Genomic DNA, 25858 nt, shown 5'->3' with positions numbered 1-25858 from the left:
GAAGCCAGCGATTGGATTAAAACGGTGATGCTCGAGGGTGGCAACTAGCATTTTTATCAGGTCGCGCGACATCCGATAAACTTTTCTACCCCCAATAGAAAAGGGGCCGCGATGCGGCCCCTCCACGTAGGCGATTTGACCCGCCAACATTACTTAATGATTACCGCCAGGAAACACTTGGCAGTCAGCGTGAAGCCCCAATTAAACCTGTCGCACACTCAGGTACGGCTGCCGAAAGCGTTACTGCAGCTTCAACGTTAAATAATTGCGCCCATCTTCTACACTCGGGTGATAGACCATGAGCCTGTGGGTATTTCCATAATTATCCACAATGTTAATTTTTATCGAGCCCTGCAGGACCTTAGTGTAATCCTTGTCATCGTAGCCATCCCAAGTCTTCAGGCTTGAGGCACGTTGCAACACGAGCGCCAGTGCCCCGCCGGTTACTTTATCCTCCAACTTATATTCAAGCCGATCGAACTTGATTGCTTCCTCCTTGAACATCAACTCCAGCTCGGCCTGATAGAGTATACCCACAGGAACATGTGGCGCATCTTCAGATCGCCGCGGTTGGAAAGCGCAGCCCAAATAGCTAGCAAATGTCTCCGCAACCTGCTCCGACTCCCACGTCGCTATCGAATAGGAATCGAATTCCACGCGGGCAAAGCTTATGTCCCTGCCCGACAACTCCCAATAATCCGTAGTGTAGTGGTAGTAATTAAATTTATCATCATTTTCTATTTTCCCCCCCTCGCTTTTAATTCGCTCGCCTTCCGCTGGCCAGTTGAAATAACCCAGGCTCGGAAGAGGCACCGCAATCCCCTGCAGCTCGATTTCGCCGTCCTCTTCGTTTTTTTCAATTGAATAATGCCAACCTTTACGATAATCCTGGAAGGTAGCCCTGAGGTGCGTAACTTCGGCTTCACGTGAATGCACATAGACTGTAACGGTACGTTTGCCGTCATCCGCTCCACGTGGCTCCGGCACCGCAGCCGAGCTAGTTACAGGGTAATAATCAATCATGTTGCGCTGCTTGTTCCCCATCCACTTTTCGGGGCTGCCTTCAGGGATACCAAGTTCGCCGCTCTTTACATATCTCAGCGGATTGCCAATTCTGTCCGTGAGTACCAGCGTGGCCAGCTCTTCGTCACTGACCGGGTCCCACTTGTCGTCGCCATTCGAGTCTTTGAAGCTGTGCGTGGCAATCACGATATCGATGCCAACTTGCTGAAGACCATTGGCAAACACTACGTTTCGAGCCGAGTTGTTCAGCTTCAGGCTAAACTCTAAAAGCGTCTTCCATCGGTCCTCAGTCGCCATGGCCTTAGTCGGCGCTGAGGTTTGATGCTCAATGATAGCCGCCCCGGCCAAAGGCCCGGCAAAAGCTACCGCGACGCTCACTTCGTCGCTGGTCTGCGCAGGCGCCGAGTACAGGCCCGTGTCAACATCGATAGTGCCTGGGCCCCAAAGCTGCCATCTGGCTTGCATGCCGTCTGCCAGGCGCAACTGCTGTTGAGAAAGCGGCGACGAGCGCGGCCAAGGGAAAGGCTCCACATCCAGCACATGACCAACCCCGAGCATTACGATCGTTGCATGGCCCGTATACTTGCCATCGCTGACTTCAATCCGTTGCAAGCGCACAAAAGGCGTAGACACGGGCTTGGGCTTGAACACCCTTTGGCCAGCGCCCGCAGTGGCCGGCAGTAACTCACCCTGTGGTTCACCTAGCAGTCTCCAGTCAAGATTGCCGCTTCCAGAAGCGTGCAACACAACATCGGCATCCCCTGAGTGCCAGGTAACCACGCGCGGTGAAATGGTCAGCCCCTCCGCTGACTCCACAATCAATGCTGCACGCGTTGCAGCATCTGCGGCAGTTGACGTCTTCGCCGTTACCACGATCAGGCGCTGCCCGCTTCCACACTCTTCAACCGGCCGCGAGTGATAAAGCCCCCCGTCTCTGAAAGTGCCAGCGGTCCCGGCATTGCCCAACCCCTGAGCCTGCCAGCCATACACCGGAACGCCATTGCTCAGATACTGAACGCGCTCCCCTGCGGCGATGCTGCTCAAGCCCGGGCTAAGCCAAGCCATGCGGCTACTGGCTTCAAGCTCGCCAAACCCGATGAGGTCATACGGCTCATGCTCATCACTAGCGCTGAGGGTAAACCCGCCAGGCAAAATCAGTTGCGCCAGCATACGGCTGACCTGCGTTGAGCGGATCTGACTGCGGACCTTGTCGATCAGCAGAGCAAAGCCTGCATTGTCGTTTTCGTCTACATTGCGTGGCAAAAGGTAAGGCAGCGCATTTGGGCTCAAACCGGGCCTGCCGGTACCTTCCAGCTGCATAACCAGCACTACCGCACCATCCGCCTGGGGCAAACTGCCAGCGCCGGCGCCATCCGGGGCTCTTTGGGTAAAAGGCGTTACCTCTGCTACTGTAAAGGCGTCTTTGCCATACGGTGCAATAGTCAAGAAACCAAATGGCTGAGCGAATGCCGTTTGCTTCAGCAACTGCTCCAACATGAGCTCCCCAATACGCTTGGCCCTAACCGTATCCGCGGAAAGGTTACAGGTTGCCTCGCTGGCCTCGCGTAAGTCGAACATCAATTGCAAATGCTCGTTACCCAGCTCCTGTACCTTTACTACTTTGAGGTCGACAGCCACTTGCAGCGTGTACCCAAGGCCATGCACCAGCTGATGGGTTCTTCGAACATACTTGGGCACACCTGGAAACATCGATACTTCACTGCAACGCCCAGCAATCAACGGCATGTGTACGAGCACCCTGCCCGTCCCCCCCGTAGCCTGCTCAAATGACAGGGCAGGTGGGCCAAACGTCAGCGCCTCGAACGCAATCTGCTCGGTACAATGGGCATCGATATATAACGCTTCGGTAATGGGCTTGATGAAATCGTGTAGGCTCAGGCGCTCGAGGAACTTGGCCTCAATCAGTGTATTGAGGCAATCGCGCCCCAGGGCCATGATCGCACCCCACCCGTAAAGCGCAGGGCCCTTAGCGAGCGTTTCAAGCAGCTCGGTCTTTGAGTTACTGGTCATGGTCATTCACCCTGGCTGTTGCTGTATTCAATGGTGGTAGCGCCTTTGCGGCATCCGACAACAAGATGACCGAATAGCCCCAGATCACGTAAACGCCTGCAAGCGTGAAACGGCTTGCCACAATGATATAGTCCCCTTCCGCGGCACCGGGCTTGTAAACACCTGTACTACGATCGATTTCTCCATCACCTGATAGCACCCCCCACTTGGCATCTTTAGGGCTCACTATTACTTCTTTTCCTAGCTCCGCGTTGTAATACGACAGCGTCAGTTGGACGCGACCGTCGGCTAACGACGTAGCACCGAGAATACCGGTGGCAGTCGCCCAAGGTATGATGACTTCGATATACCGTGTCATTGCGCCTGACGAAACCTGCACCCTGTCCAGATGAATTACCGCAGAAATCTCACCTGTCTCCCCTGGCATCGCTGGCGGCGCAACATAAATTCGAACATTCTTCCCGCCAGGAATATCCAGGTCACCGTCATGCTCATCGTCGTCATCGCCTTCGTCATCTTCTATGTATGGACGGATGCTCCCCTTCGCACCGCTGACCATGCTCCAATTCAATTCATTGTTGATTTGACCGCCAACCAGCACATAGCGTGGGTTTCTTTTGTCTTCGGGCAGTTTGTAATTCGCAATCATGAGATCGGGGAACACAGAGACCTGGCTTGGCACCACTGTCACCAGCGCGCTGCTTGTGTTGCCATTGGCAGTGGCCTTTACGATCACACGTTTGAACGTGCCCGCTATCGTTTCAGCGCCGGGAGGGGTATAGACACCGTTTTTAATGGTCCCCACCTCGGCAGACTCACCTTTTAACGGGTAAACGTTCCATGTAACGGCATCGGGATCTGTCGCGGGCGGATTGAGCTCGAACTTCACCGTTTGGTTGCTATCCGCGCTGACAGTCGCCTCTAGCGGCTCAACGGCAAATGTTGTAAGCCTTGGCGCAAGGTCACCTAATAGCGAGAAGTCCCCGGGTAAAGCCAGCGTGCGTGGCGTGGCAATATCTGTACCGCGGAACAGTAAGCCGTTGAGGCGCAACAAGTTAAACGGTGCGGGTATGCGGGTAAGCCCTGTCAGTTTAGCAACATTGGCTTCTACCGCTGCTTTTATGCTTGGCATGACGTAGTGCTGTGCAGCCTTCTCGATCATCGGCGAGTAATAATCGGGGTCCTGATTGGCGGTAAGTACGCACGTGTAATCAATTTTCATCGGCATCGGAACAACATCGACCTCGCCGATTCGGCTAGCATCCGAAGCTAATTGAAACTCCATCCCGCCCTTTGCAGCGACACGATAAGTTCCGTCCGCCTTGATCGTCGGAGCTATTGGATTGCCATAAAACGTCACTGCAATCTTTCCGGAATCCGCTTCCACCGCCCAAGAGATGACTAACTTTTCACCTTCGTGCTTAGCACTGAATGTACTTTTGAAGTGCAGATCAGGCCACTCAAACAACATAACCTTGAAAGTTCCAAAATCCTGAGGATTTTGATCAAACTTCCCTTTCACCGTGAAATCCTTGGTCGCTTCAATCCCACTATAAAGGCCATAACTATTTTTCACTAACTTTGGCGAACCGAACACAGCCATATCGTTCACGAGCGGCGAAAACACATCCTTAAACCAAAGCGCATTGCTATAGATCAAGTTCATCGAGTACGCTGGATCAGTCGCCCGCTCGGGGATTGGCAAAAGATACGGCATATGGCTGTCATCGGCGGGGAATGTGCCGACCTCTTTACCGAACGCAACTCCTACAATAACAGCGCCCTCTTCTTTTTCCTCTTCACTCGCTTCGGGAGCTTTTGACCTGGCCAGTGAATGTGTACGCACCGCAAATTTAGTTGGGTTTAACTCACCCTCCACTGGCTTGATCGTATTGAGGTGCCACACCCTATCCGCCTCTTCCCAACTTTCAAACTCACTCTTAATTGCCTCACCCAGATTACTGTTCAATTCCTTCCACGACGAAACTTCAAATGTGTACGCAGAACCTTGTGATAAATCAAGCGTCACACGCCCCTCTTTATCGACCGCACCCTCGACGGACGCATTGAGCATGATGTCCATACGTACGGTAGGTGCCGTGAGTTTATCCAGCCTCGAATAGTTCACGACCTTCCATTCCGACGCCCCCGCATCGCGGCGATGCTGTATGATTAAACCGCCAATGACATTCATGCTCAAACGGGCTTTGGATGCGCCTATATTGGAGTTGACAAAGGACAGCAACGGCTTGTCCAGCAAAACATTTGCAACCTCGGTTCTGAGATTGTCTTTTTCATGCACAAAATTGATCAGCGGCATCCATTTGTCATTTGTCAAGCCTTCAACATACTCCTGAGCCAGCAGACGATTGGCTTTGAAACGGTCATAAATCAGTAAAGCGCCCCAACCGAGTGTACGAGCGCCTATTTCAAGGTAAGTGCGATATTCCTGCATGGTCATTCTAGGCATGAACGCATCCCTCACAATATAGATACGGTAAAAACGCTGTATTGTTCCCACGCTCTGCTATAGCGCCGAGCACCCATTAACAATCAAGCTATTTTCTCAGCACAGGCCTGAGCGCACCAAAACTTGTGTAGTACACCCCACCGTCAAAGCTCAGCCGTGCATGCACGGTAAAAGCCTCATCAAGACTAAGCTTATTCAGCGTGCTTAAAGCCAACCTCGCTTTGATACCCTCTTTAGCCTCTGCTTCAGTTACCGGTTCCGATGCATCACGAATGATTTCGTCCAATACCCCAGTGGGGGTAACACCGGTAACCTGCAGTTGAATCAAGTCTCCCGCCTTGCCGAAGTACCAGGTACCCAGTTCAAGGTCTGCGCCACCAGGCACCTCCGCCAATGACAATTGACCTGCGCGTACTTGGGCGCATTGAACGGTTGGATACTCATTTGAGGGAGGTGGCTTGATACGCAAATTATAGGGTGCCGACTCAAGCGGCCCGTCCTTGCTGTGGACCACATACACGACTTCGAACCGGCGATTTTCATCTACTGCCCCTCGGCCCATGTTCGCCGGTACAAACCGCTCCGGGATAAAGAAGCGACGCGGATTGGAACCGGCGGGTTCAGGGGCTTCATATTCACCATACTCAGGCCAACCACGCCAGTGAACCTCCGCCCGCTCACCGGGAAGCAGCACGTCAGCAACCTCCACCCACACCCCGCCTAATGCATCCTTGGCAAGTAAAGTGCCGCGCCCCGTCCCCATTTCCGTGTCGGGGGTTGCAGCAAGGACCTCAGGTGCAGACAACTCACGCGGGGTCTCGATGCTCACGGTTAGTTCCTGCGAGCACTGCCCCGCACCTTCCCGAGCAAAAAGGCAGGAAAGGTAGACGTTCAAACCCTGATTTTCGAGAAGGTAATCAACGGGCACGTGGAAGGCGATGCCGCCAACAACTTGAACACTGGCATCGACACGAATAGTTTGCAGAAGATCCCGAACAGGGCTGCGCCAGCGCAAGGCGATACAGTCCGATATCTGCATACCGGGATACCCGTTTACCGTGACGGTCAAGCCGTCCCTGAACTTTCCAGGGTTTAACGGTACACCTGGAATATGGCCTACAATGCTGGGATCAGGCAAGAAGCCCGGCAAGCTCGCAGCAGAATTGATGATGAAGTTTTGCACGGGCGACTCGGCATCTTTACCATCAACGAAATCGATGCGATAGCTGACCTCAGCCCGACCTTGGTCGATCATTAGAAAAATATTCTTGCCGATGGTAAAAGCCAGTGCCTTTTTAGCCAGGTGCTCTTTAGTCACCCGTAATTTTTCGATGATGGGCGTTTCTCGATAGTCGTCTTCATCAAAGCCCTGCAAAGTAAAAGTTATCTCGTCGCCTATTTTCATCGCCTGATAGGGCGCGACAATAAATGTAACGCCTGCGGCCTCCAGCTCCTTGGGCTTTATGACCAGATCATGCGACTCAAGGCCAAGGATGACTTGCAAACTTTCATTATTTTCCTCAGGCCTAACCCCGATGAAGCAAAAACTGCGGCGTGAAATCAGGCTGCTACTCCTACCTGACGGCGATAGGGGGGTTACAGTGTAAGAATAGAACGCTTCGCCGCCTTTGGCTGCAACGACAGTAGCATTACCGATGGAAACCACCAACCCATTCGCCAAGTCGTCGCGATGTACGGGATAGGTACCCTCAGTATCAAATGGCTCGCCGTCATTGTTAGCACCCAACCACAGCGTCTTGACCAAGTCACCTTCTTCCATTCCGGTGTATTTGATGACCGTCCGCAAATCATTACCGCCTAGCGCGTCGAGATCGATCTCTTTCTTTTTATTACGCAAAGGAATATCAGGTTCCTTCAGACCGCTCACTAAAACAACAGAATTATCCTGATTATCCGACTGATGACCCATAACGCGCTCCTGGCTTTAACCCTCACGCCGGCCGGTTTTCAACGGCTCGACCGGACTGAATGGGAGGTAGTTATAGAGCCTGCGTCCCACACCTACAACTAGCAGAATTACCAGGTCGCCAGGCTTTGTACGAGAGACTGGAGGTGCAGGTCAGGCAAGGCGAAACCAGCTGAGCAAGCGGACTGCAACTGAAGAGATGAGCATTGCGAGGCTGTTTTAAACGCAGGATGTAAAAGTATCAAGGCTTTCGCACAGCGCCTCAGGCCTCGCAGCAAGGCTGCTGAAATCCAACCGGGTGCGCACAACACCTATCAGTTTTGCTAGGTGCCGGTTTCGGCCAATGCTCGTAATCTCATTCAGCCCGCACATCCTTAATTTCACGCGTTTTGAGAGGACAGCCCATGAAACCCACACAGCTAAACACAGATACGTTGAACGGCGTGATCACCGTATACGATAAAGATGAAGATCACTTAGCTTTGATTATTCCAGAGGAGGGTGCCGACAAGACCGTTACATTGTACCTCGACAAGTTTAAAGCCCGCAGTATACATATGGTCCGCCTTCCTTCGGCAGCCACCGTCACCTTGATGTCAGATGACCCACCGAGTAAAGGCGGATGGTTGCTCAAGTTTAAAACTTGTCACCGCCCCTCGCAACTGAGCAGAGACCCCGTAGATATTGATCAGCTTGCAAACCGCTACGAGGTTAACAACTTTTATCCACCCGGCCTTGGCTTTCTGATCGTGGAGAAAAAAGGTAAATCAACTCGCGATACGCTTGCCCAGATAGATGTCGTCGTTTCGGCCTTCAAGAAAACGGCAAAAACAGAAGACTCGGTCAGCACAGCCATACCCGAGCACGGAGAACACCCATGAGTTTTCAATCCAACGCATTAAACTACCCCAGCTATGGCAAAGGCAACGTCGACCCCCGTACCGGCCTCTACGGTTTTACCCTGGAAGTCCCGCCACTGAATGCCAACTTTGGTCAAGGCCCCGGCTTGCCCCTGCAACTGGGCTTCAGCCCACTGAACACCACCCACTCAGGCTTCGGCAACGGTTGGGCCTTCAAGCTCAGCAGTTACGACCTCGACAGCCAGGTACTTAGCCTGTACACCGGCGAAAGCCTGGCAATCGCCGACCAGGGCCCAGGTGAAGAGGCCCTGGTCTACGAACAAAAACTCAAGAGCTTCATCTGCGAAAACATCGGCGACAAACAAAACCCACGCTTTCGCATCACCCACACCGGTGGCCCGATCGAAATACTCGAACCCCTCAAGGCCGACAGCCGCAAGCTGCTGCCAACACGGGTCACGATCCCTGGCGGCGCTGGCATCAACTTGGCCTACGACCTGGAAAAAGGCCGCCTGCAGTCCATCCAGGATGACAGCGGCCAACAGTTGCTCACTCTCACGTTCCAGGGCGACAGCCAGACGCTCTTGCAGACCCACCCCGGTACTGAAGCCGAGCAAACGTTCACCCTCAAGTTCGAAGGGGAAGAATTGCGCACACTGGTGCTGCCCACCAGCGACCAGCACAACTGGACATTCCATTACCAGCAGCTGGGGGGCATGCGTTTTCTTCAGCGGCTTACCCTGCCGTATGGCGGCGAAGAGCGTGTTATCTACCGCGAGTCTGGCCACCAGTACCCCGGCCGGCAGACCTACCTGCCGTATGTGACCGAGCACCGCGCAATCGCCGACCCGCTGAACGAAGCAAACGCCATCAAGACCACCTACACCTACACCAAGAAGAACTTCCTGGGCTACGACGCAACAGGCGTGGAGTGGGACGAAAAATACAATCAGGACCACCTCTACAAGTTCACTGGCAGCGAATACGTGTATGGCAGCACGACCAGCCACTACCTCAACGACGAGGTGCTACGCACCGTCGAGCACACGTTCAACCGCTTCCACCTGGTGACCAAGCAAGTCACCGACGAAGCCGGCCGCATCGAAACCATCACCACGCAGTATCACGATAAGCCGGGCAACTTCGCCTCCCAGGACCCGCGCGTGCAGTTGCCGAGCCGCATCACCAAGACCTGGACCCAGGCCGGCACCCAGTTGCGCCGCGATGAACACGTGCTCACCCAGTACGATGAGCACGGCAACATGGTGCTGGAACAGTTGGCCAACGGCACGCGCATGGTCCGTGAGTATTACCCTGCCGCAGGCGCCGAGGGCTGCCCGCCCGACCCGCAAGGCTTCGTGCGCAACCTCAAGAGCCTCACTGTCTACCCGGCCGAGGGGGGTGCTCAGGCGCAGATCCGGCGCACCCGTTTCACCTACCGTGCGCTGGACGTGCTGAGCGCCTCGGTCGCGACGCTGCAGGCCGACAAATTTCTGGTGGGCGATAGCGAGCAGATCTTCGAGGTTACCGATGACAATGGCCAGGAACGCGAACGGCTGCTGAGCCGCAGTGATATCAGCCACCTGGACACGCCCGACAATGTGTTCCTGCATGGGCGCATCGATTACCGAACGGATCGACTGGGCACCACCCAGTCACGTACCGAGTGGCACTACGAGAAGCGCGCCGATGACAACGGCAAGCTTACCTACCTGAACACCACCACCACCTTCAAACCCCACGGTGGCACGCTGGAAAAAACCACGCAGAGCCTGCAGTCCGCCCTGCGCAACCAGCTGATCGAGACCGAAGACATCAATGGCGTGAAGACCCGCCACCGCCATGATGCAATCAACCGGCTGGTCGCCAAGACCATAGCACCGGACCTGCCCGAGTTTACCGCCACACACACCTACCGCTATGGCAAGATCACGGAAAACAACCGCACACTGTGCTACGCCGAGCACACCGACCTCAACGGTGTCGTCACCCGTACCTACCATGACGGGCTCAACCGCCCGGTGCGGGTTGAGCTCACCCTCAAAGCGCTGGACAATCCAGAGTCCGAGACCCGCATTACCCGCAAGGTATCCGAAACCACGTACGACGGCCTCGGCCGCATCGCCAGCGAAACCGTGTTCGACTACGCCCCCGTCAGGCCCGGCAGCGGCAGCTCAGAAGAACGCGTCATCGAGCGGACCACACGCTTCAAGTACGATGCCTGGGGGCAGCGCTGCGAGGTGTTGCAAGCCGATGACGTCAAGCTCATCACCGCGTTCTCGCCGTTCGGTGCCGATGGCAACAAGGCCGAGCAATGGCTGGAAAGCCCCAAGCAGCCGGGCATCAAGCAGCAACACAGCGTGGTGGAGTACAACCGCTTCGACAAACCGGTCTACGAGTACCAACTGCACCAGCCCGCCGGCGGTGCCAAGCCGGTTGAAGTCGACCGTACCGACTACCTCTACGATGGCCTGGGCCGCGGGGTGAAGGAAACGTTCAGCTATGCGCCCGAGCAAAAACTCGTGCCGCGCATCACTGAATACACCTATGACCACTGGGGCCGCATGTGCGAAACCGTGCGCCCCGATGGCAGCGTGCTGCTGCGCACCTTCGCCGAACACAGCACCAATGAGCTGACCACCCTGCTGCAAGTGCGCAATAAAAATGGCAGCACCCTGCCCGTGTGCAAGCGCACCTACGATGGCCTGGAGCGCCTGACCAGCATGGCCGTCGGCCCGCGCCTGGAGACCTACACCTACCAGGGCCAAACCGCACTGATGGACTCACGCACCATCAGCAACACCGACGCAACACGCAACGACAAGCGCAAGCACGTCGAGCGCTACACCTACAAGCCGGCGCTGACCACCCAGCCCACCAGCATCAGCGCCACGCTCGAAGGCACGCCAGAGCCACACGCCGCCAACGAAGCCTCCTTTGCCTACCGCCCTAGCAGTGCCGAAGTGGTCGGCGCCGACAACGCCAATGGCAGCCGCGCCTACACCTACACCGACCGCGGGTACCTGGCCCAGGAACACTGGAACGTAGGCGACCAGGAGCAGTACAACATCCACAACCAGCACTCCTTGCAGGGGCGCCTGCGCTACCGCAAGCACAGCGACGGTGCCGTCTGCCTGTATGAGCATGACGCGCTGGGGCGGGTTGTTGCCGTTACCCAGGGCCACTTGCAGTCCACCCTGACCTACAACAGCGAAGGTCGCCTGGAAACCACCACCACCCACGACACCCGCGACCCGGCGCGCTACGTGCGCAGCACCCAGACCTACGACGACCTGGGCCGTGAGCATCGCCGCACGCTCGATGCAAATGGCCAGCAGCAGTTGCTGGTATTGAAATGGCGTGATGGCACCACGCTGCAAGCGCGCACCCTCTACAACGGCAACGCAGAGAATGAAGCCGCCCTGCTGCGCGAGGAAGTGTTTGGCTATGACGAACTCGACCGCCTGACCATTAGCGATTACCGAGGGCCAAGCTCGCCACGCAATGCCAAGGGCCGCACGATTGAGTCGGAAATCTTCGATTTCGATGCCATGGACAACCTCAAGCAGCGCGTGACGCTGTTTGCCGACGGCAAAAAAGATACTGCGCGCTTCACCTATGCCACCGACGGCAGCTTCCAGCTGACCAAAGTCACCCACACCCTGGTCGAGGACTACCTGCCCGAGCAAAGCTTCGACTACGACACTCGCGGCAACATGCTTAACGACGAGCAAGGGCGCACACTGGAGTACGACGTGAAAGGGCGCCTGGAGCGCGTGCTGAAACCCGACGGCAGTGAGCAGGCCCGCTACCTGTACGATGGCCACGACCAATTGCTGGCCAGTGTATTCGATGGCCGCCAGGTGCAGCGGCGCTACCAGGGCAACCGCCTGGACAGCACCCGGGAAGGCAACCTGCTGACCCAGTACCTGCTCAATGACGAGCAAACCCTGGGCGTGCAGCGCTCTGACCAGCCCGACGACCCGCTGCTGCTGCTGACCGACCCTGCCGGCAGCATCCTCACCGAGGCCGACCACCAGGGCACCCGGCATGCCAGCTACAGCACCTATGGCGAACGCCCCGACGACAACGGCATGCGTTGCCTGCTGGCGTTCAATGGCGAGGTGCGTGAAGAGGCCCTTGGCTGGTACCTGCTAGGCAGCGGCTACCGTGCGTACAACCCAGGCTTGATGCGCTTCCACAGCCCCGATTCGCTGCCACCCGAAGCAGCAGGCCTGAACCCTTACCTGTATGCCTTGGGTAACCCGGTCAAATGGCGCGACCCTACCGGGCATAAAGTGAGCCCGTTCAGCGGTGAAGATGGGGCACCTAGCTATAGAGATCCTGTAGAAGCGCCGTCCGGTAATAGCATTCTGAAGTGGGTCTCCGTGGGATTCGGCATATTAGCCATCGCTGCCACAGTGTACTTCATGCCGTGGTCCGCCCCCATGACACTCGGCAAAGGCCTGATGATGATTGCGGGATTACTCACCGTTTCCGGTACTGCGGCAAGCACCGCTAGCGTTGTTGTTAAAGACGAACAGATTAGCAACGATCTGGCAATAGCAGGCACGGTACTTTCAGCAGCAGGTATGCTTATGGGTTTTGGCGGTTACAAATTGCACGCCAGATCGATGAATAAGAAGGGGCTGACTTTCAAAGGTCGAAAAATACCTGAGAACGAGCCCCGCGGACCCGACAATATAACCAATAACTATAACACTTATAATACATATGAAGCTCAACAAGGGGGAGCAACAGGGAGCTTAGGCGGAGGCGGTAGTAGAAGCGGAAGTATTGTCGAAGGCGGAGGCGGAGGCGGTAGCAGAACCGGAAGTATTGTGGAAGGCGGAGGCGGAGGCGGTAGCAGAACCGGAAGTATTGTCGAAGGCGGAGGCGGAGGCGGTAGCAGAACCGGAAGTATTGTCGAAGGCGGAGGCGGAGGCGGTAGCAGACACGGAAGTATTAGCAGAGGCGGAAACGCAGGGCTCGCCCTAGCCTCCTCAAACGGCAATAAATATGATTGGAAGGGCTTTCAAGGTTTCCCAGGAATGGCACCAGGCGGCTTCGTATCAGTCCCTACGCCGTACGTTAATAGATAAAAACTAAAGTCCCCGACAGAAGATTTCTGCCGGGGACTTAAACAACCTAGGCAAACTGAAAACTCACACCGCACTTCTGAAAACACCCACAGCTCCCGACCCCATACACCAAGCTCAACTCAATGGATGGTTTAGCCATGCCCCTTCAATCCAATGCACTAAACTACCCCAGCTTTGGCAAAGGCAACGTCGACCCCCGTACCGGCCTCTACGGTTTTACCCTGGAAGTTCCAGAACTTAATGCCAACTTTGGTCAAGGCCCCAACTTACCCCTGCAACTGGGCTTTAGCCCACTGAATACCACCCACTCAGGCTTCGGCATCGGTTGGGCCTTCAAGCTCAGCAGTTACGACCTCGACAGCCAGGTACTAAGCCTGTACACCGGCGAAAGCCTGGCAATCGCCGACCAGGGCCCAGGTGAAGAGGCCCTGGTCTACGAACAAAAACTCAAGAGCTTCATCTGCGAAAACATCGGCGACAAACAAAACCCACGCTTTCGCATCACCCACACCGGCGGCCCGATCGAAATACTCGAACCCCTCAAGGCCGACAGCCGCAAGCTGCTGCCAACACGGGTCACGATCCCTGGCGGCGCTGGCATCAACTTGGCCTACGACCTGGAAAAAGGCCGCCTGCAGTCCATCCAGGATGACAGCGGCCAACAGTTGCTCACCCTCACGTTCCAGGGCGACAGCCAGACGCTCTTGCAGACCCACCCCGGTACTGAAGCCGAGCAAACGTTCACCCTCAAGTTCGAAGGGGAAGAATTGCGCACACTGGTGCTGCCCACCAGCGACCAGCACAACTGGGCATTCCATTACCAGCAGCTGGGGGGCATGCGTTTTCTTCAGCGGCTTACCCTGCCGTATGGCGGCGAAGAGCGTGTTATCTACCGCGAGTCTGGCCACCAGTACCCCGGCCGGCAGACCTACCTGCCGTATGTGACCGAGCACCGCGCAATCGCCGACCCGCTGAACGAAGCAAACGCCATCAAGACCACCTACACCTACACCAAGAAGAACTTCCTGGGCTACGGCGCAACAGGCGTGGAGTGGGACGAAAAATACAATCAGGACCACCTCTACAAGTTCACTGGCAGCGAATACGTGTATGGCAGCACGACCAACCACTACCTCAACGACGAGGTGCTACGCACCGTCGAGCACACGTTCAACCGCTTCCACCTGGTGACCAAGCAAGTCACCGACGAAGCCGGCCGCATCGAAACCATCACCACGCAGTATCACGATAAGCCGGGCAACTTCGCCTCCCAGGACCCGCGCGTGCAGTTGCCGAGCCGCATCACCAAGACCTGGACCCAGGCCGGCACCCAGTTGCGCCGCGATGAACACGTGCTCACCCAGTACGATGAGCACGGCAACATGGTGCTGGAACAGTTGGCCAACGGCACGCGCATGGTCCGTGAGTATTACCCTGCCGCAGGCGCCGAGGGCTGCCCGCCCGACCCGCAAGGCTTCGTGCGCAACCTCAAGAGCCTCACTGTCTACCCGGCCGAGGGGGGTGCTCAGGCGCAGATCCGGCGCACCCGTTTCACCTACCGTGCGCTGGACGTGCTGAGCGCCTCGGTCGCGACGCTGCAGGCCGACAAATTTCTGGTGGGCGATAGCGAGCAGATCTTCGAGGTTACCGATGACAATGGCCAGGAACGCGAACGGCTGCTGAGCCGCAGTGATATCAGCCACCTGGACACGCCCGACAATGTGTTCCTGCATGGGCGCATCGATTACCGAACGGATCGACTGGGCACCACCCAGTCACGTACCGAGTGGCACTACGAGAAGCGCGCCGATGACAACGGCAAGCTTACCTACCTGAACACCACCACCACCTTCAAACCCCACGGTGGCACGCTGGAAAAAACCACGCAGAGCCTGCAGTCCGCCCTGCGCAACCAGCTGATCGAGACCGAAGACATCAATGGCGTGAAGACCCGCTACCGCCATGATGCAATCAACCGGCCGGTCGCCACGACCATAGCACCGGACCTGCCCGAGTTTACCGCTACCTACACTTTCCGCTATGGCAAGGTCACGGAAAACAACCGCACACTGTGTTACGCCGAGCACACCGACCTCAACGGTGTCGTCACCCGTACCTACCATGACGGGCTCAACCGCCCGGTGCGGGTTGAGCTCACCCTCAAAGCGCTGGACAATCCAGAGTCCGAGACCCGCATTACCCGCAAGGTATCCGAAACCACGTACGACGGCCTCGGCCGCATCGCCAGCGAAACCGTGTTCGACTACGCCCCCGTCAGGCCCGGCAGCGGCAGCTCAGAAGAACGCGTCATCGAGCGGACCACACGCTTCAAGTACGATGCCTGGGGGCAGCGCTGCGAGGTGTTGCAAGCCGATGACGTCAAGCTCATCACCGCGTTCTCGCCGTTCGGTGCCGATGGCAACAAGGCCGAGCAATGGCTGGAAAGCCCCAAGCAGCCGGGCATCAAGCAGCAACACAGCGTGGTGGAGTACAACCGCTTCGACAAACCGGTCTACGAGTACCAACTGCACCAGCCCGCCGGCGGTGCCAAGCCGGTTGAAGTCGACCGTACCGACTACCTCTACGATGGCCTGGGCCGCGGGGTGAAGGAAACGTTCAGCTATCCGCCCGAGCAAAAACTCGTGCCGCGCATCACTGAATACACCTATGACCACTGGGGCCGCATGTGCGAAACCGTGCGCCCCGATGGCAGCGTGCTGCTGCGCTCCTTCGCCGAACACAGCACCAATGAGCTGACCACCCTGCTGCAAGTGCGCAATAAAAATGGCAGCACCCTGCCCGTGTGCAAGCGCACCTACGATGGCCTGGAGCGCCTGACCAGCATGGCCGTCGGCCCGCGCCTGGAGACCTACACCTACCAGGGCCAAACCGCACTGATGGACTCACGCACCATCAGCAACACCGACGCAACACGCAACGACAAGCGCAAGCACGTCGAGCGCTACACCTACAAGCCGGCACTGACCACCCAGCCCACCAGCATCAGCGCCACGCTCGAAGGCACGCCAGAGCCACACGCCGCCAACGAAGCCTCCTTTGCCTACCGCCCTAGCAGTGCCGAAGTGGTCGGCGCCGACAACGCCAATGGCAGCCGCGCCTACACCTACACCGACCGCGGGTACCTGGCCCAGGAACACTGGCACGTAGGCGACCAGGAGCAGTACAACATCCACAACCAGCACTCCTTGCAGGGGCGCCTGCGCTACCGCAAGCACAGCGACGGTGCCGCCTGCCTGTATGAGCATGACAAGCTGGGGCGGGTTGTTGCCGTTACCCAGGGCCACTTGCAGTCCACCCTGACCTACAACAGCGAAGGCCGCCTGGAAACCACCACCACCCACGACACCCGCGACCCGGCACGCTACGTGCGCAGCACCCAGACCTACGACGACCTGGGCCGTGAACATCGCCGCACGCTCGATGCCAATGGCCAGCAGCAGTTGCTGGTATTGAAATGGCGTGATGGCACCACGCTGCAAGCGCGCACCCTCTACAACGGCAACGCAGAGAATGAAGCCGCCCTGCTGCGCGAGGAGGTGTTTGGCTATGACGAACTCGACCGCCTGACCATCAGCGATTACCGAGGGCCAAGCTCGCCACGCAATGCCAAGGGCCGCACGATTGAGTCGGAAATCTTCGAATTCGATGCCATGGACAACCTCAAGCAGCGCGTGACGCTGTTTGCCGACGGCAAAAAAGATACTGCGCGCTTCACCTATGCCACCGACGGCAGCTTCCAGCTGACCAAAGTCACCCACACCCTGGTCGACGACTACCTGCCCGAGCAAAGCTTCGACTACGACACTCGCGGCAACATGCTTAACGACGAGCAAGGGCGCACACTGGAGTACGACGTGAAAGGGCGCCTGGAGCGCGTGCTGAAACCCGACGGCAGTGAGCAGGCCCGCTACCTGTACGATGGCCACGACCAGTTGCTGGCCAGTGTATTCGATGGCCGCCAGGTGCAGCGGCGCTACCAGGGCAACCGCCTGGACAGCACCCGGGAAGGCAACCTGCTGACCCAGTACCTGCTCAATGACGAGCAAACCCTGGGCGTGCAGCGCTCTGACCAACCCGACGACCCGCTGCTGCTGCTGACCGACCCTGCCGGCAGCATCCTCACCGAGGCCGACCACCAGGGCACCCGGCATGCCAGCTACAACACCTATGGCGAACGCCCCGACGACAACGGCATGCGTTGCCTGCTGGCGTTCAATGGCGAGGTGCGTGAAGAGGCCCTTGGCTGGTACCTGCTAGGCAGCGGCTACCGTGCGTACAACCCAGGCTTGATGCGCTTCCACAGCCCCGATTCGCTGCCACCCGAAGCAGCAGGCCTGAACCCTTACCTGTATGCCTTGGGTAATCCGGTCAAATGGCGCGACCCTACCGGGCATAAAGTGAGCCCGTTCAGTGGTAATGATGGGGCAGCAGAGTACAAGGGGGATTCTAACAAAGAGTTGAAGAGCAAGATAAAGACAGGGCTACTCGTCTTGTTTAGTGCCATCTTGCTTATATCACTTCTCGCAGCGCCATGGGGCACCCCTATGTCACTTGGGACTGCACTGGCCTGGGGCGGCATCGCCGGTCAAGGCGTCGGTTTGGGCTTACAGGTCGCAGGAAAAGTAATCGAAGAGAATGACTCTGGTCTTTCCGACATACTGAGCTTTACAGGCGTAGGTATTAGCATACTTGGTGCTGCAGCGTTTGGTGCTGGCATGGCGATCAATATAAAGAGTGGCGCGATGAGATCAAGTTTACTCAACTTCGGCCGACCAAAGACCCGGCCCTGGATTTCGACAAGATTAGGCACATTTGTAGATCACAATAAAGGCATTGATATATTTGGAAAACCATTTGAACAACAATTAGCCGCTTCAAGAGCCTGGCAAAATACTCAAGCCTCACAATCGCCCCCCGCAGGCCGCTCTAACAGCAGCGGAGATTATGCCACGATTGGTCCATCCAAGCTTAAAGCGAAAAATAACTCAAGCCCTAACGCATACAGTTCAAACCAATCCCATTCAGCAGGACCGGCAAATTCAGCGGGACTGGCAAATTCAGCAGGACCGGCAAATTCAGCGGGACTGGCAAATTCAGTAAAAGCCCCACATGCGACTTTACCTGTGATAATTGAATGATGAAAACCATTATTTAACCAAATTGAACTACTGAAACCGAGCGCCCTTGGGCAGGGAAATCCTCCCCAGGGGCTATCGGCCAACCGCATGAGCCCCGCTGTCTAAATCTCTCATCGACGCTCAAGACTCTTCCTACATCCCGCTCTGCCTTCCCTTTCTACCCTACCCATCCCTAGCCCGGCACCGTCTGCCACCGATGCCAGACGTACGCCGTCTTCAGACAACCCAGCCCCAGCTCCCGCCTCCGGCCTGGAGCCGCGCTGCCCCAGGATTCCCCTATGCCCAAGCCTCTATGGCGCAGGCCTGCCTTGTCACGCCCGCACCTTACCCGATCAGCGTTGCTGGGCAGCCCGCTGATTCTGCTACTGGCCACGCCTACATTCGCCGCCTCACCACGCTTCCAGGCTGAGTTCATGCGCCAGGCCCCTGGCCAGGCCAGCGAGGCCGGCGCCCTGGCCCTGCAGGCGCTGGCGGAACAAACACCGCTGGCGGCCGGGCGCTATCGCTTACAGGTAGTGCTGAACAACACCGCGCTTGGCATGCGCGAAGTCGACATATACAGCAACGACGAGCAAAGCCTGCAAGCCTGCATGACCGGCGACCTGCTGCGCAGCCTGGACTTGCGTGAAGAAGCCCTGGAAGCCCCCCTGCCCCACGACAACCAATGCCTGGACCTGACGGCCCTGATACCGCAGGCCCGCGCCGACTTCGACCCGCAACGCCTGCAACTGTCGTTGTCCATTGCGCAAATCGCCCTGCGCCGACAAGCCGCAGGCTCGGTGCCCGAATCACGCTGGGATGCTGGCATCAATGCCGCTTTCGTCAACTATCAGGTGTCGGCACAGCACTACAACAGTGACAACGGCCGCAGCCGCAACAGCCAGGACCTGTACCTGAACAGCGGCCTCAATATCGCCGGCTGGCGATTACGCAGCACCCAGGCACTGCGCGAGAACGCAGAGGGCCAGCTGGACTGGAGCCACAGCGATACCTATGCACAGCGTGACATCCCTGGGCTGCGGGCCAATTTCACCCTGGGCGAAACCTTTACCGGCAGTGAGGTATTCCGCAGCGTCCCCTTCGTTGGTGCGCAACTGGCCTCCGACCTGGACATGCACTCCGACATGGAGCAGCAATACGCGCCAGTCATACGCGGCGTGGCCCAGACACGCGCCAAGCTTGAGGTGCTGCACAACGGCTTCCCCATCTATTCCACCTACGTGGCACCCGGCCCGTATGCCATCGATGACCTCAGCGTCGGCGCCGGCCACGGCGAACTGGAGGTGATCCTCACCGAGGCCGATGGCCAGGTGCGCCGTTTTACCCAGCCTTACTCATCCTTGGCCAACCTGTTGCGTGAAGGCGTATGGCGCTATAGCGCAACGGTGGGCCGCTACAACGGTGCCGAGGACCTTGAGCGGCCCATGTTCTGGCAGGGCACACTGGCCCGCGGCGGCCTCTGGGACAGCACGCTCTATGGAGGCGTATTGGCCAGCGATAACTACCATGCTGGCGCATTGGGGGTTGCCCGCGACTTCGCCGGCCTGGGCGCACTGTCATTCGACGCCACCCACGCTCGCACCGAGCTCGGCGCACCGATGGGCCAGGTTCAAGGGCAGAGCTTCGCTATACGCTATGGCAAGAGCTTCCAGACCGGTACCAACTTGCGCTTTGCCGGATACCGCTACTCGACCGAGGGCTACCGGGACTTTGATGAAGCCATCAAAGAACGTAACCAGTCCTCGCATTACCTGGGCAGCCGCCGCAGCCGCCTGGAGGCTTCGGTGTATCAGAACGTTGGCAAAGGTTCGCTGAGCCTGATGCTGTCACAGGAAGACTACTGGAACAGCGCCACCCAACGCCGCCAATATCAAGTGCAATACAACACGCGCTGGGGCGACCTGAGCATCAATCTGTTCGCCTCCCAGGCGCTGGCTAGTAACGCCGGCGACAGCCGCCTGTTCGGCCTGAGCCTGTCATTGCCACTGGATTTCGGCCGCCGCCACAGCACCAGTTTCGACCTGCAGCGCCATAATGGCCGCTACAGCGAGCGGGCCAGTCTGAATGGTGGGCTGATGAACAACCGGCTTGGCTATCAGGCGTCGCTGAGCACTGACCAGCAAAACAACACCAGTGGTGCGTTGTCACTTGCCTACCAAGGAGCCAACGCCAGCTACGGCGCCGGCTACACCCAAGGGGCCGGCTATCGCAGCGTATCGCTTAACGCCAGTGGCGCACTGCTGGCCCATGGCTCCGGCATTGTGCTGGGCCCGTACCTGGGCGAAACCAGCGCGTTGGTCCACGTGCCCAACGTAGCCGGCATCCAGCTCGACACAGGGTCGTCGAGCCAGGCCAATGCGCAGGGTTACCTGCTGGCGCCAAGCTTGCGCCCCTACAGGTTGAATTCGCTGGTACTGAACACCGACGACCTGTCCCCGGAAACCATCATCGACAACGCTACACAGCAAGTAGTGCCGCGCCGTGGCGCGATCGTCATGGCCAGCTTCCACAACCGGCAAGTCATGCGCATGGTCCTGACTCTGCAGTTGCCCGACGGGCGCCCACTGCCGTTCGGCACGCAAGTAACCAACGCTCAAGGGCAGGCCCTGGCAGTGGTCGGGCAAGCCGGCCAGGCACTGGTCGCCAGCGATGTACCAGGCCCACAGCAACTGCGCGCACAGTGGGTAGACCAGACTACTCGCGAGTGCCAGGTAACAGTTACCCCCGACGATATACCCAAGGTCAATGGCTATCGCGTGCAAACGCTCACCTGCCAACCCCACCATGAACCCATCACAGACGAAACCGGCATGAACAAACAGGAACAGACTTCATGAGCACAATCGGATGCTTGGCACCGCGCCCCATGGCCGCAGTTGCCTGTGCCCTGGCTCTCGGGCTGCTTTGCGGCGAGGTGCAGGCCAGATGCGAATGGACAGAGGGCCCCGCCAACCTGCCCTTCCTGTATGACTTTGACGGGCAAACCTTGTGGGTGCCACGTGACGCCGAAATAGGGTATGAGATTGCCAACCGAACTTTCGTGATTACTAACCGCAACAATAGCCAAATGGAGTGCTTCAACGAGCCCCCCCTCCCTACCACGATCAGTATGCCCGCTTCCACGGCCATAGCCGTGGGCGTACCTGTTCGTGGTCAGCGCCCTAGCGAAAGCGTGCTGCGCACCAACGTCGACGGTATCGGCGCTATCATCAGCCTGGGGTTCCCCTTCGACGGGAGCAGCTCAAATACCTTTACCTCGGACGACGCCACCCAGACCATCCCTTACAATGGCAGCATGCGCGGGAGTACAGGGTTCGCAGCACCACTCAAGCAGCTCTTCGGCAGGGTGAGATTGGTCAAGACCGGCCCGATTGCCACAGGCGACCAATTTGTCGATAAAGAAATGTTCCGCGGCGCTACCAACGACAAGGGCAAGGTCATGGACTTCACGCTCCAAGCCCGGGTTAAGCAGGCGCAATGCACATTGTTGGCCAACCCTGTCAGCGAAGACCCGGTAACATTCGACGATCGCGAACTGGCCGACTTCACCGGCCCCGGGCCAATAACCAGCAGTGAAAAGGATTTCAGCATTCGGCTAAGTGATTGCGATGACCACAGCACGGCACCCACCGCCTACGCACATATAGAACTGCAGGGTACCAAAGGCTCAATGGCGCTGGACGCCAAGCGGGGTATTTTCAGCCTGGGCACGGGTTCTACTGCCGCAGGTTTTGGTATTCAAATTCTGCACGGAGACGGCCGCGAGTTACCGCTTGAAGAAGCCGTATCGGTCAAACGTCTGCAACTTCCCGTGACACAACTGGAGTTCAAGGCACGCTACTATCAACTCGACCCGACAGTAACGCCTGGCCTGGCAAAGGCTGCACTGAGCTTTACCGTCAGCTACCGTTGAGCAAGCCATAGGCGCCCTGCAATAGGGCGCCTTAGTAAAAGCTGATTACAGATAGACAAAAACGAAGAAAGGGACTTTCGTCCCTTTCTTCGTTCTTCGATTTGGAGCGGGAAACGAGACTCGAACTCGCGACCCCGACCTTGGCAAGGTCGTGCTCTACCAACTGAGCTATTCCCGCAATTTGAAGCTTTACCGCTAATCGGCGTGAAGCGCCTTTACGACCTTCACCACCACTGCACCGTGCGAACGCCACAGTATTTAAACTGGAGCGGGAAACGAGACTCGAACTCGCGACCCCGACCTTGGCAAGGTCGTGCTCTACCAACTGAGCTATTCCCGCATTTGGCGTCCCCTAGGGGACTCGAACCCCTGTTACCGCCGTGAAAGGGCGGTGTCCTAGGCCACTAGACGAAGGGGACACACAACACTTTTCAGTGCACCAGGACCTGAACCTCACGATCCAGACTGGATTTTTATTTCCTGCCCCGCCGTTAAGCGTTGCCGGAGAATTTGGAGCGGGAAACGAGACTCGAACTCGCGACCCCGACCTTGGCAAGGTCGTGCTCTACCAACTGAGCTATTCCCGCAAATTGGCGTCCCCTAGGGGACTCGAACCCCTGTTACCGCCGTGAAAGGGCGGTGTCCTAGGCCACTAGACGAAGGGGACACGCTGCTGGCATTACTGCCTGCTTTCACTCCCTGCTGCGTTTCGCTGTGTGCTTTACGCTGCAAGTGGCGCGCATTCTATGGATGGTTCGAAGGGCCGTCAACCCTTTTGTAGAAATTTATTTAAATCAATGACTTCGGTCCATATGGAAGGTGCCGCCAGGCGCCGCCGACGGATTGGCGTTGATTTTCTGACAACACCTCGGGCAAGCTCACCATCAATGTGCCAGCATGCAGCTATAAGGCTGATTGCCGATAGAACGAGAGATTTGCCTGCCAAGGCCTCTCGCGAGCAAGCTCGCTCCTACACTCTATATGCAAACCTATTGATGAGGCGTTAACGGTGACACCACTTCTGATCACTCTGCTCATCGTGGCGGGTATCGCGTTGCTGATCGTGATCGGCTACCTCAACAACGTGGTTGAAAACAGCAAGCTCGAACGCGCGCGACTGAAAGTCGAACTCGCTGACCGGGTTCGCCGCTGTGGCGAAATCACCGAGACCTTCCCGGGCCAGTTCATGACCCCGGCCCTCAAGCTGCTGCTGGCGCGCCTGGAGCTGAACCTCAACCAGCGGCAACTGGCGCTGGACAAGCACAACGCGCAACTCAAGGCGCGCATCGCCGAACTCGAAGGGCTGGTCGCCCAGGGCGAGCGCATTCCGGTAAACAACCCACCCTGCCCGATCCAGACCGAGGTCAAGGCCAAGGATGTGCGCTTCCTGCTGGAGGCGCTGCACAACCAGATCGTCAAGGGCAGCCAGGAAAATGTGCTGCAGACCGTTGAGGCCAAGCAATGGGTCAAGGAGATCCGCCACATCCTGGTACTGCTGCATATCGAGTTCTTCAACAACCTCGGCCAGCAGGCGCTGCAACAGGAACAGCCAGGGCAGGCGCGGCTGGCCTTCGAGCGCGGCGTGCAGTACTTGCGCAAGCAGCCGGAACCGAAAGTGTATGAAGAGCAGCTGACCTATCTGGAAAAACTGCTGGCGCGGGCTAATGCCCAGGTCCTGGACAAGATGGAGCCGGCGGAGAATGAACAGAACGAATTGACCGAGGGGCTCAAGACCGATGAGGACGAGACCTGGAAAAAGCGGGTGATCTACGACTGATCTTCAAGGCTGCACCGGCCCTGTGGGAGCCGCGCTTGCCGGCGATGGGCCGCGAAGCGGCCCCGTCAATTTATGCAACAACCTGGAAATCGTGGGGCCGCTTCGCGGCCCATCGCCGGCAAGCGCGGCTCCCACAGGGGCCAATACAGACAACAGTGATCAGCAGTCAGTCAGTTCCAGAAAGATCGCTACCAACCTTTCCAGCCCCACCTGATCCGCCTCACTGAAACGCGCCAGCTTCGGGCTGTCCAGGTCGAGCACACCAATCAACCGCCCTTCCTTCACCAGCGGAATCACCAACTCGCTGTTGGACGCGCTGTCACAGGCGATATGCCCCGGAAACGCATGCACATCCTCGACCCGCTGGGTCTGCCGGGTAGCCGCTGCCGCGCCACACACGCCCTTGCTGAACGGAATGCGCACGCAGGCCACCTGGCCCTGGAACGGGCCGAGCACCAACTCTTCGTTGCGGTTGAGGTAGAACCCCGCCCAGTTCAGGTCGTCCACCTGGTTGAAGAGAAACGCCGAAAACTGCGCGGCATTGGCGATGAAGTCGCGTTCGTCGGCGAACAGTGCCTGCACTTGCGCGGCCAGCAGATTGTAGCCGTCGAGGCCGGTGCCACTGGCATTGAGGTCGATCATGTTTACTTTTGCTCCAGCAATTGCAGCCCGACCCAGTAGCGGGCGAACTGATAGGCACAACGGCCATTACGATTGCCGCGCCCGGTGGCCCAGCGCACGGCGAGAATTTCCAGGGCTTCGTCACGCTGCCAGGCCAGGCCTGCTGGTTGGGCCAACTGGCCAATCCAGTGTTCGACCACGTCAAGGAAGTGTTCCTGGCTGAACGGGTAGAACGACAACCACAGGCCGAAACGGTCGGACAGGGCGATCTTGTCTTCCACCGCCTCGTTGGGGTGCAGCTCGCCGTCGACCATTTTCCAGTTTTCGTTGTCGCTCTGTTTTTCCGGCACCAGGTGGCGGCGGTTGGACGTCGCGTACAGCAGCACGTTGTCCGGCGCCTGCTCCAGCGAGCCGTCGAGCACGCTCTTGAGCACCCGGTAGTCGCCCTCCCCGGCTTCGAACGACAGGTCGTCGCAGAACAGGATGAAGCGCTGCGGCAGCTTTTGCAGCTGCTCGACGACGCGCGGCAGGTCGGCCAGGTGGTCGCGCTCGATCTCGATTAGGCGCAGCCCGGCATCGGCGTGCTCGGCCAACAGGGCGCGTACCAGCGACGACTTGCCAGTGCCACGCGAGCCCCACAGCAGGGCGTGGTTGGCCGGCATGCCGTTGATGAACTGATGGGTGTTGCGGCCCAGCTGCTCGCGCTGTTTATCCACGCCGATCAGGTCAGTCAGGCGGATGTCCAGGCTGACGTCCAGCGGCATCAGGTAGCCCGTGCGGCCGTCGCGCTGCCAGCGCGCAGCCAGGGTGGTGCTCCAGTCGATCTGCGGGCGCGGCGCCGGCAACAAGGGTTCGAGACGCGCCAGCACCGATTCCGCGCGTTCCAGGAAAGCATTCAAGCGAGCGTCCATGACGACTCCTAGCAAGACAGGTGAGATTTAAAGCTGAATGTGTGACAGGCCCGCCAGCAGCCGG

11 protein-coding genes and 5 tRNA genes are annotated in these 25858 nt (G+C 57.9%); 6 read left to right on the top strand and 10 right to left on the bottom strand.

Translation table 11 applies throughout. The features are described 5' to 3' along the window. Positions 1–240 precede the first annotated feature (240 nt). The 3 genes from C2H86_RS19290 to C2H86_RS19280 all read right to left on the bottom strand — a co-directional run bounded on the left by C2H86_RS19290 (position 241) and on the right by C2H86_RS19280 (position 7454). On the bottom strand, positions 241–3054 hold the full coding sequence (locus tag C2H86_RS19290) for a hypothetical protein (RefSeq protein ID WP_159409385.1): 2814 nt from the start codon (positions 3052–3054) through the stop codon (positions 241–243). Further along, entirely contained in the window at positions 3044–5524 is a 2481-nt protein-coding gene (locus C2H86_RS19285; RefSeq protein ID WP_159409384.1) for a hypothetical protein, read from the bottom strand. Before C2H86_RS19285 ends, C2H86_RS19290 begins: the two co-directional genes overlap by 11 nt. A gap of 88 nt (positions 5525–5612) precedes the next feature. Further along, complete coding sequence (locus C2H86_RS19280; RefSeq protein WP_159409383.1) at positions 5613–7454, bottom strand: hypothetical protein; 1842 nt, start codon at positions 7452–7454, stop codon at positions 5613–5615. Positions 7455–7855: 401 nt separating this feature from the next. Between C2H86_RS19280 and C2H86_RS19275 the strand changes: the two genes are divergently transcribed. The 5 genes from C2H86_RS19275 to C2H86_RS19255 all read left to right on the top strand — a co-directional run bounded on the left by C2H86_RS19275 (position 7856) and on the right by C2H86_RS19255 (position 22485). After that, positions 7856–8332 carry a hypothetical protein gene (locus C2H86_RS19275; protein WP_159409382.1) on the top strand — a complete coding sequence of 159 codons (477 nt, stop codon included), beginning with the start codon at positions 7856–7858 and terminating at the stop codon, positions 8330–8332. Further along, on the top strand, positions 8329–13413 hold the full coding sequence (locus C2H86_RS19270; protein WP_163985985.1) for an RHS repeat domain-containing protein: 5085 nt from the start codon (positions 8329–8331) through the stop codon (positions 13411–13413). Before C2H86_RS19275 ends, C2H86_RS19270 begins: the two co-directional genes overlap by 4 nt. 137 nt (positions 13414–13550) lie before the next feature. Continuing rightward, positions 13551–18572, top strand: coding sequence for an RHS repeat domain-containing protein (locus C2H86_RS19265; protein ID WP_163985983.1), 5022 nt, complete (start codon positions 13551–13553; stop codon positions 18570–18572). Positions 18573–18850: 278 nt separating this feature from the next. Next, complete coding sequence (locus tag C2H86_RS19260; protein ID WP_159409380.1) at positions 18851–21409, top strand: fimbria/pilus outer membrane usher protein; 2559 nt, start codon at positions 18851–18853, stop codon at positions 21407–21409. After that, positions 21406–22485: a fimbrial protein gene (locus C2H86_RS19255; RefSeq protein WP_159409379.1), complete on the top strand. Its 1080-nt coding sequence runs from the start codon at positions 21406–21408 to the stop codon at positions 22483–22485. The genes C2H86_RS19260 and C2H86_RS19255 overlap by 4 nt, the downstream gene beginning before the upstream one ends. 102 nt (positions 22486–22587) lie before the next feature. On the opposite strand, the gene C2H86_RS19250 is transcribed toward C2H86_RS19255, so the two are convergent. The 5 genes from C2H86_RS19250 to C2H86_RS19230 form a co-directional block, all read right to left on the bottom strand. Next, positions 22588–22663, bottom strand: a tRNA-Gly gene (locus C2H86_RS19250). Between the two features lie 86 nt (positions 22664–22749). After that, positions 22750–22825 (bottom strand) — tRNA-Gly (locus C2H86_RS19245). 3 nt (positions 22826–22828) lie between these two features. Next, positions 22829–22904 (bottom strand) — tRNA-Glu (locus C2H86_RS19240). Positions 22905–22996: 92 nt separating this feature from the next. Beyond that, positions 22997–23072: transfer RNA gene (locus C2H86_RS19235), tRNA-Gly, on the bottom strand. 4 nt (positions 23073–23076) lie between these two features. Continuing rightward, positions 23077–23152: transfer RNA gene (locus C2H86_RS19230), tRNA-Glu, on the bottom strand. Between the two features lie 342 nt (positions 23153–23494). Between C2H86_RS19230 and C2H86_RS19225 the strand changes: the two genes are divergently transcribed. Then, positions 23495–24262, top strand: coding sequence for a hypothetical protein (locus tag C2H86_RS19225; RefSeq protein WP_159409378.1), 768 nt, complete (start codon positions 23495–23497; stop codon positions 24260–24262). A 159-nt stretch (positions 24263–24421) separates the two neighbouring features. On the opposite strand, the gene C2H86_RS19220 is transcribed toward C2H86_RS19225, so the two are convergent. Together C2H86_RS19220 and C2H86_RS19215 are read right to left on the bottom strand one after the other, a co-directional pair. Then, on the bottom strand, positions 24422–24904 hold the full coding sequence (locus tag C2H86_RS19220; protein ID WP_159409377.1) for a GAF domain-containing protein: 483 nt from the start codon (positions 24902–24904) through the stop codon (positions 24422–24424). 2 nt (positions 24905–24906) lie between these two features. Next, a complete protein-coding gene (locus tag C2H86_RS19215; RefSeq protein WP_159409376.1) occupies positions 24907–25794 on the bottom strand; it encodes an ATP-binding protein in 888 nt (295 codons plus the stop codon). Positions 25795–25858 lie beyond the last annotated feature (64 nt).

Source organism: Pseudomonas putida, from assembly GCF_009883635.2.
Lineage (GTDB): Bacteria > Pseudomonadota > Gammaproteobacteria > Pseudomonadales > Pseudomonadaceae > Aquipseudomonas > Aquipseudomonas putida_W.
The sequence above is the reverse complement of the archived record's forward strand: the minus strand, read 5'-3'. Positions and strand labels throughout refer to the sequence as shown.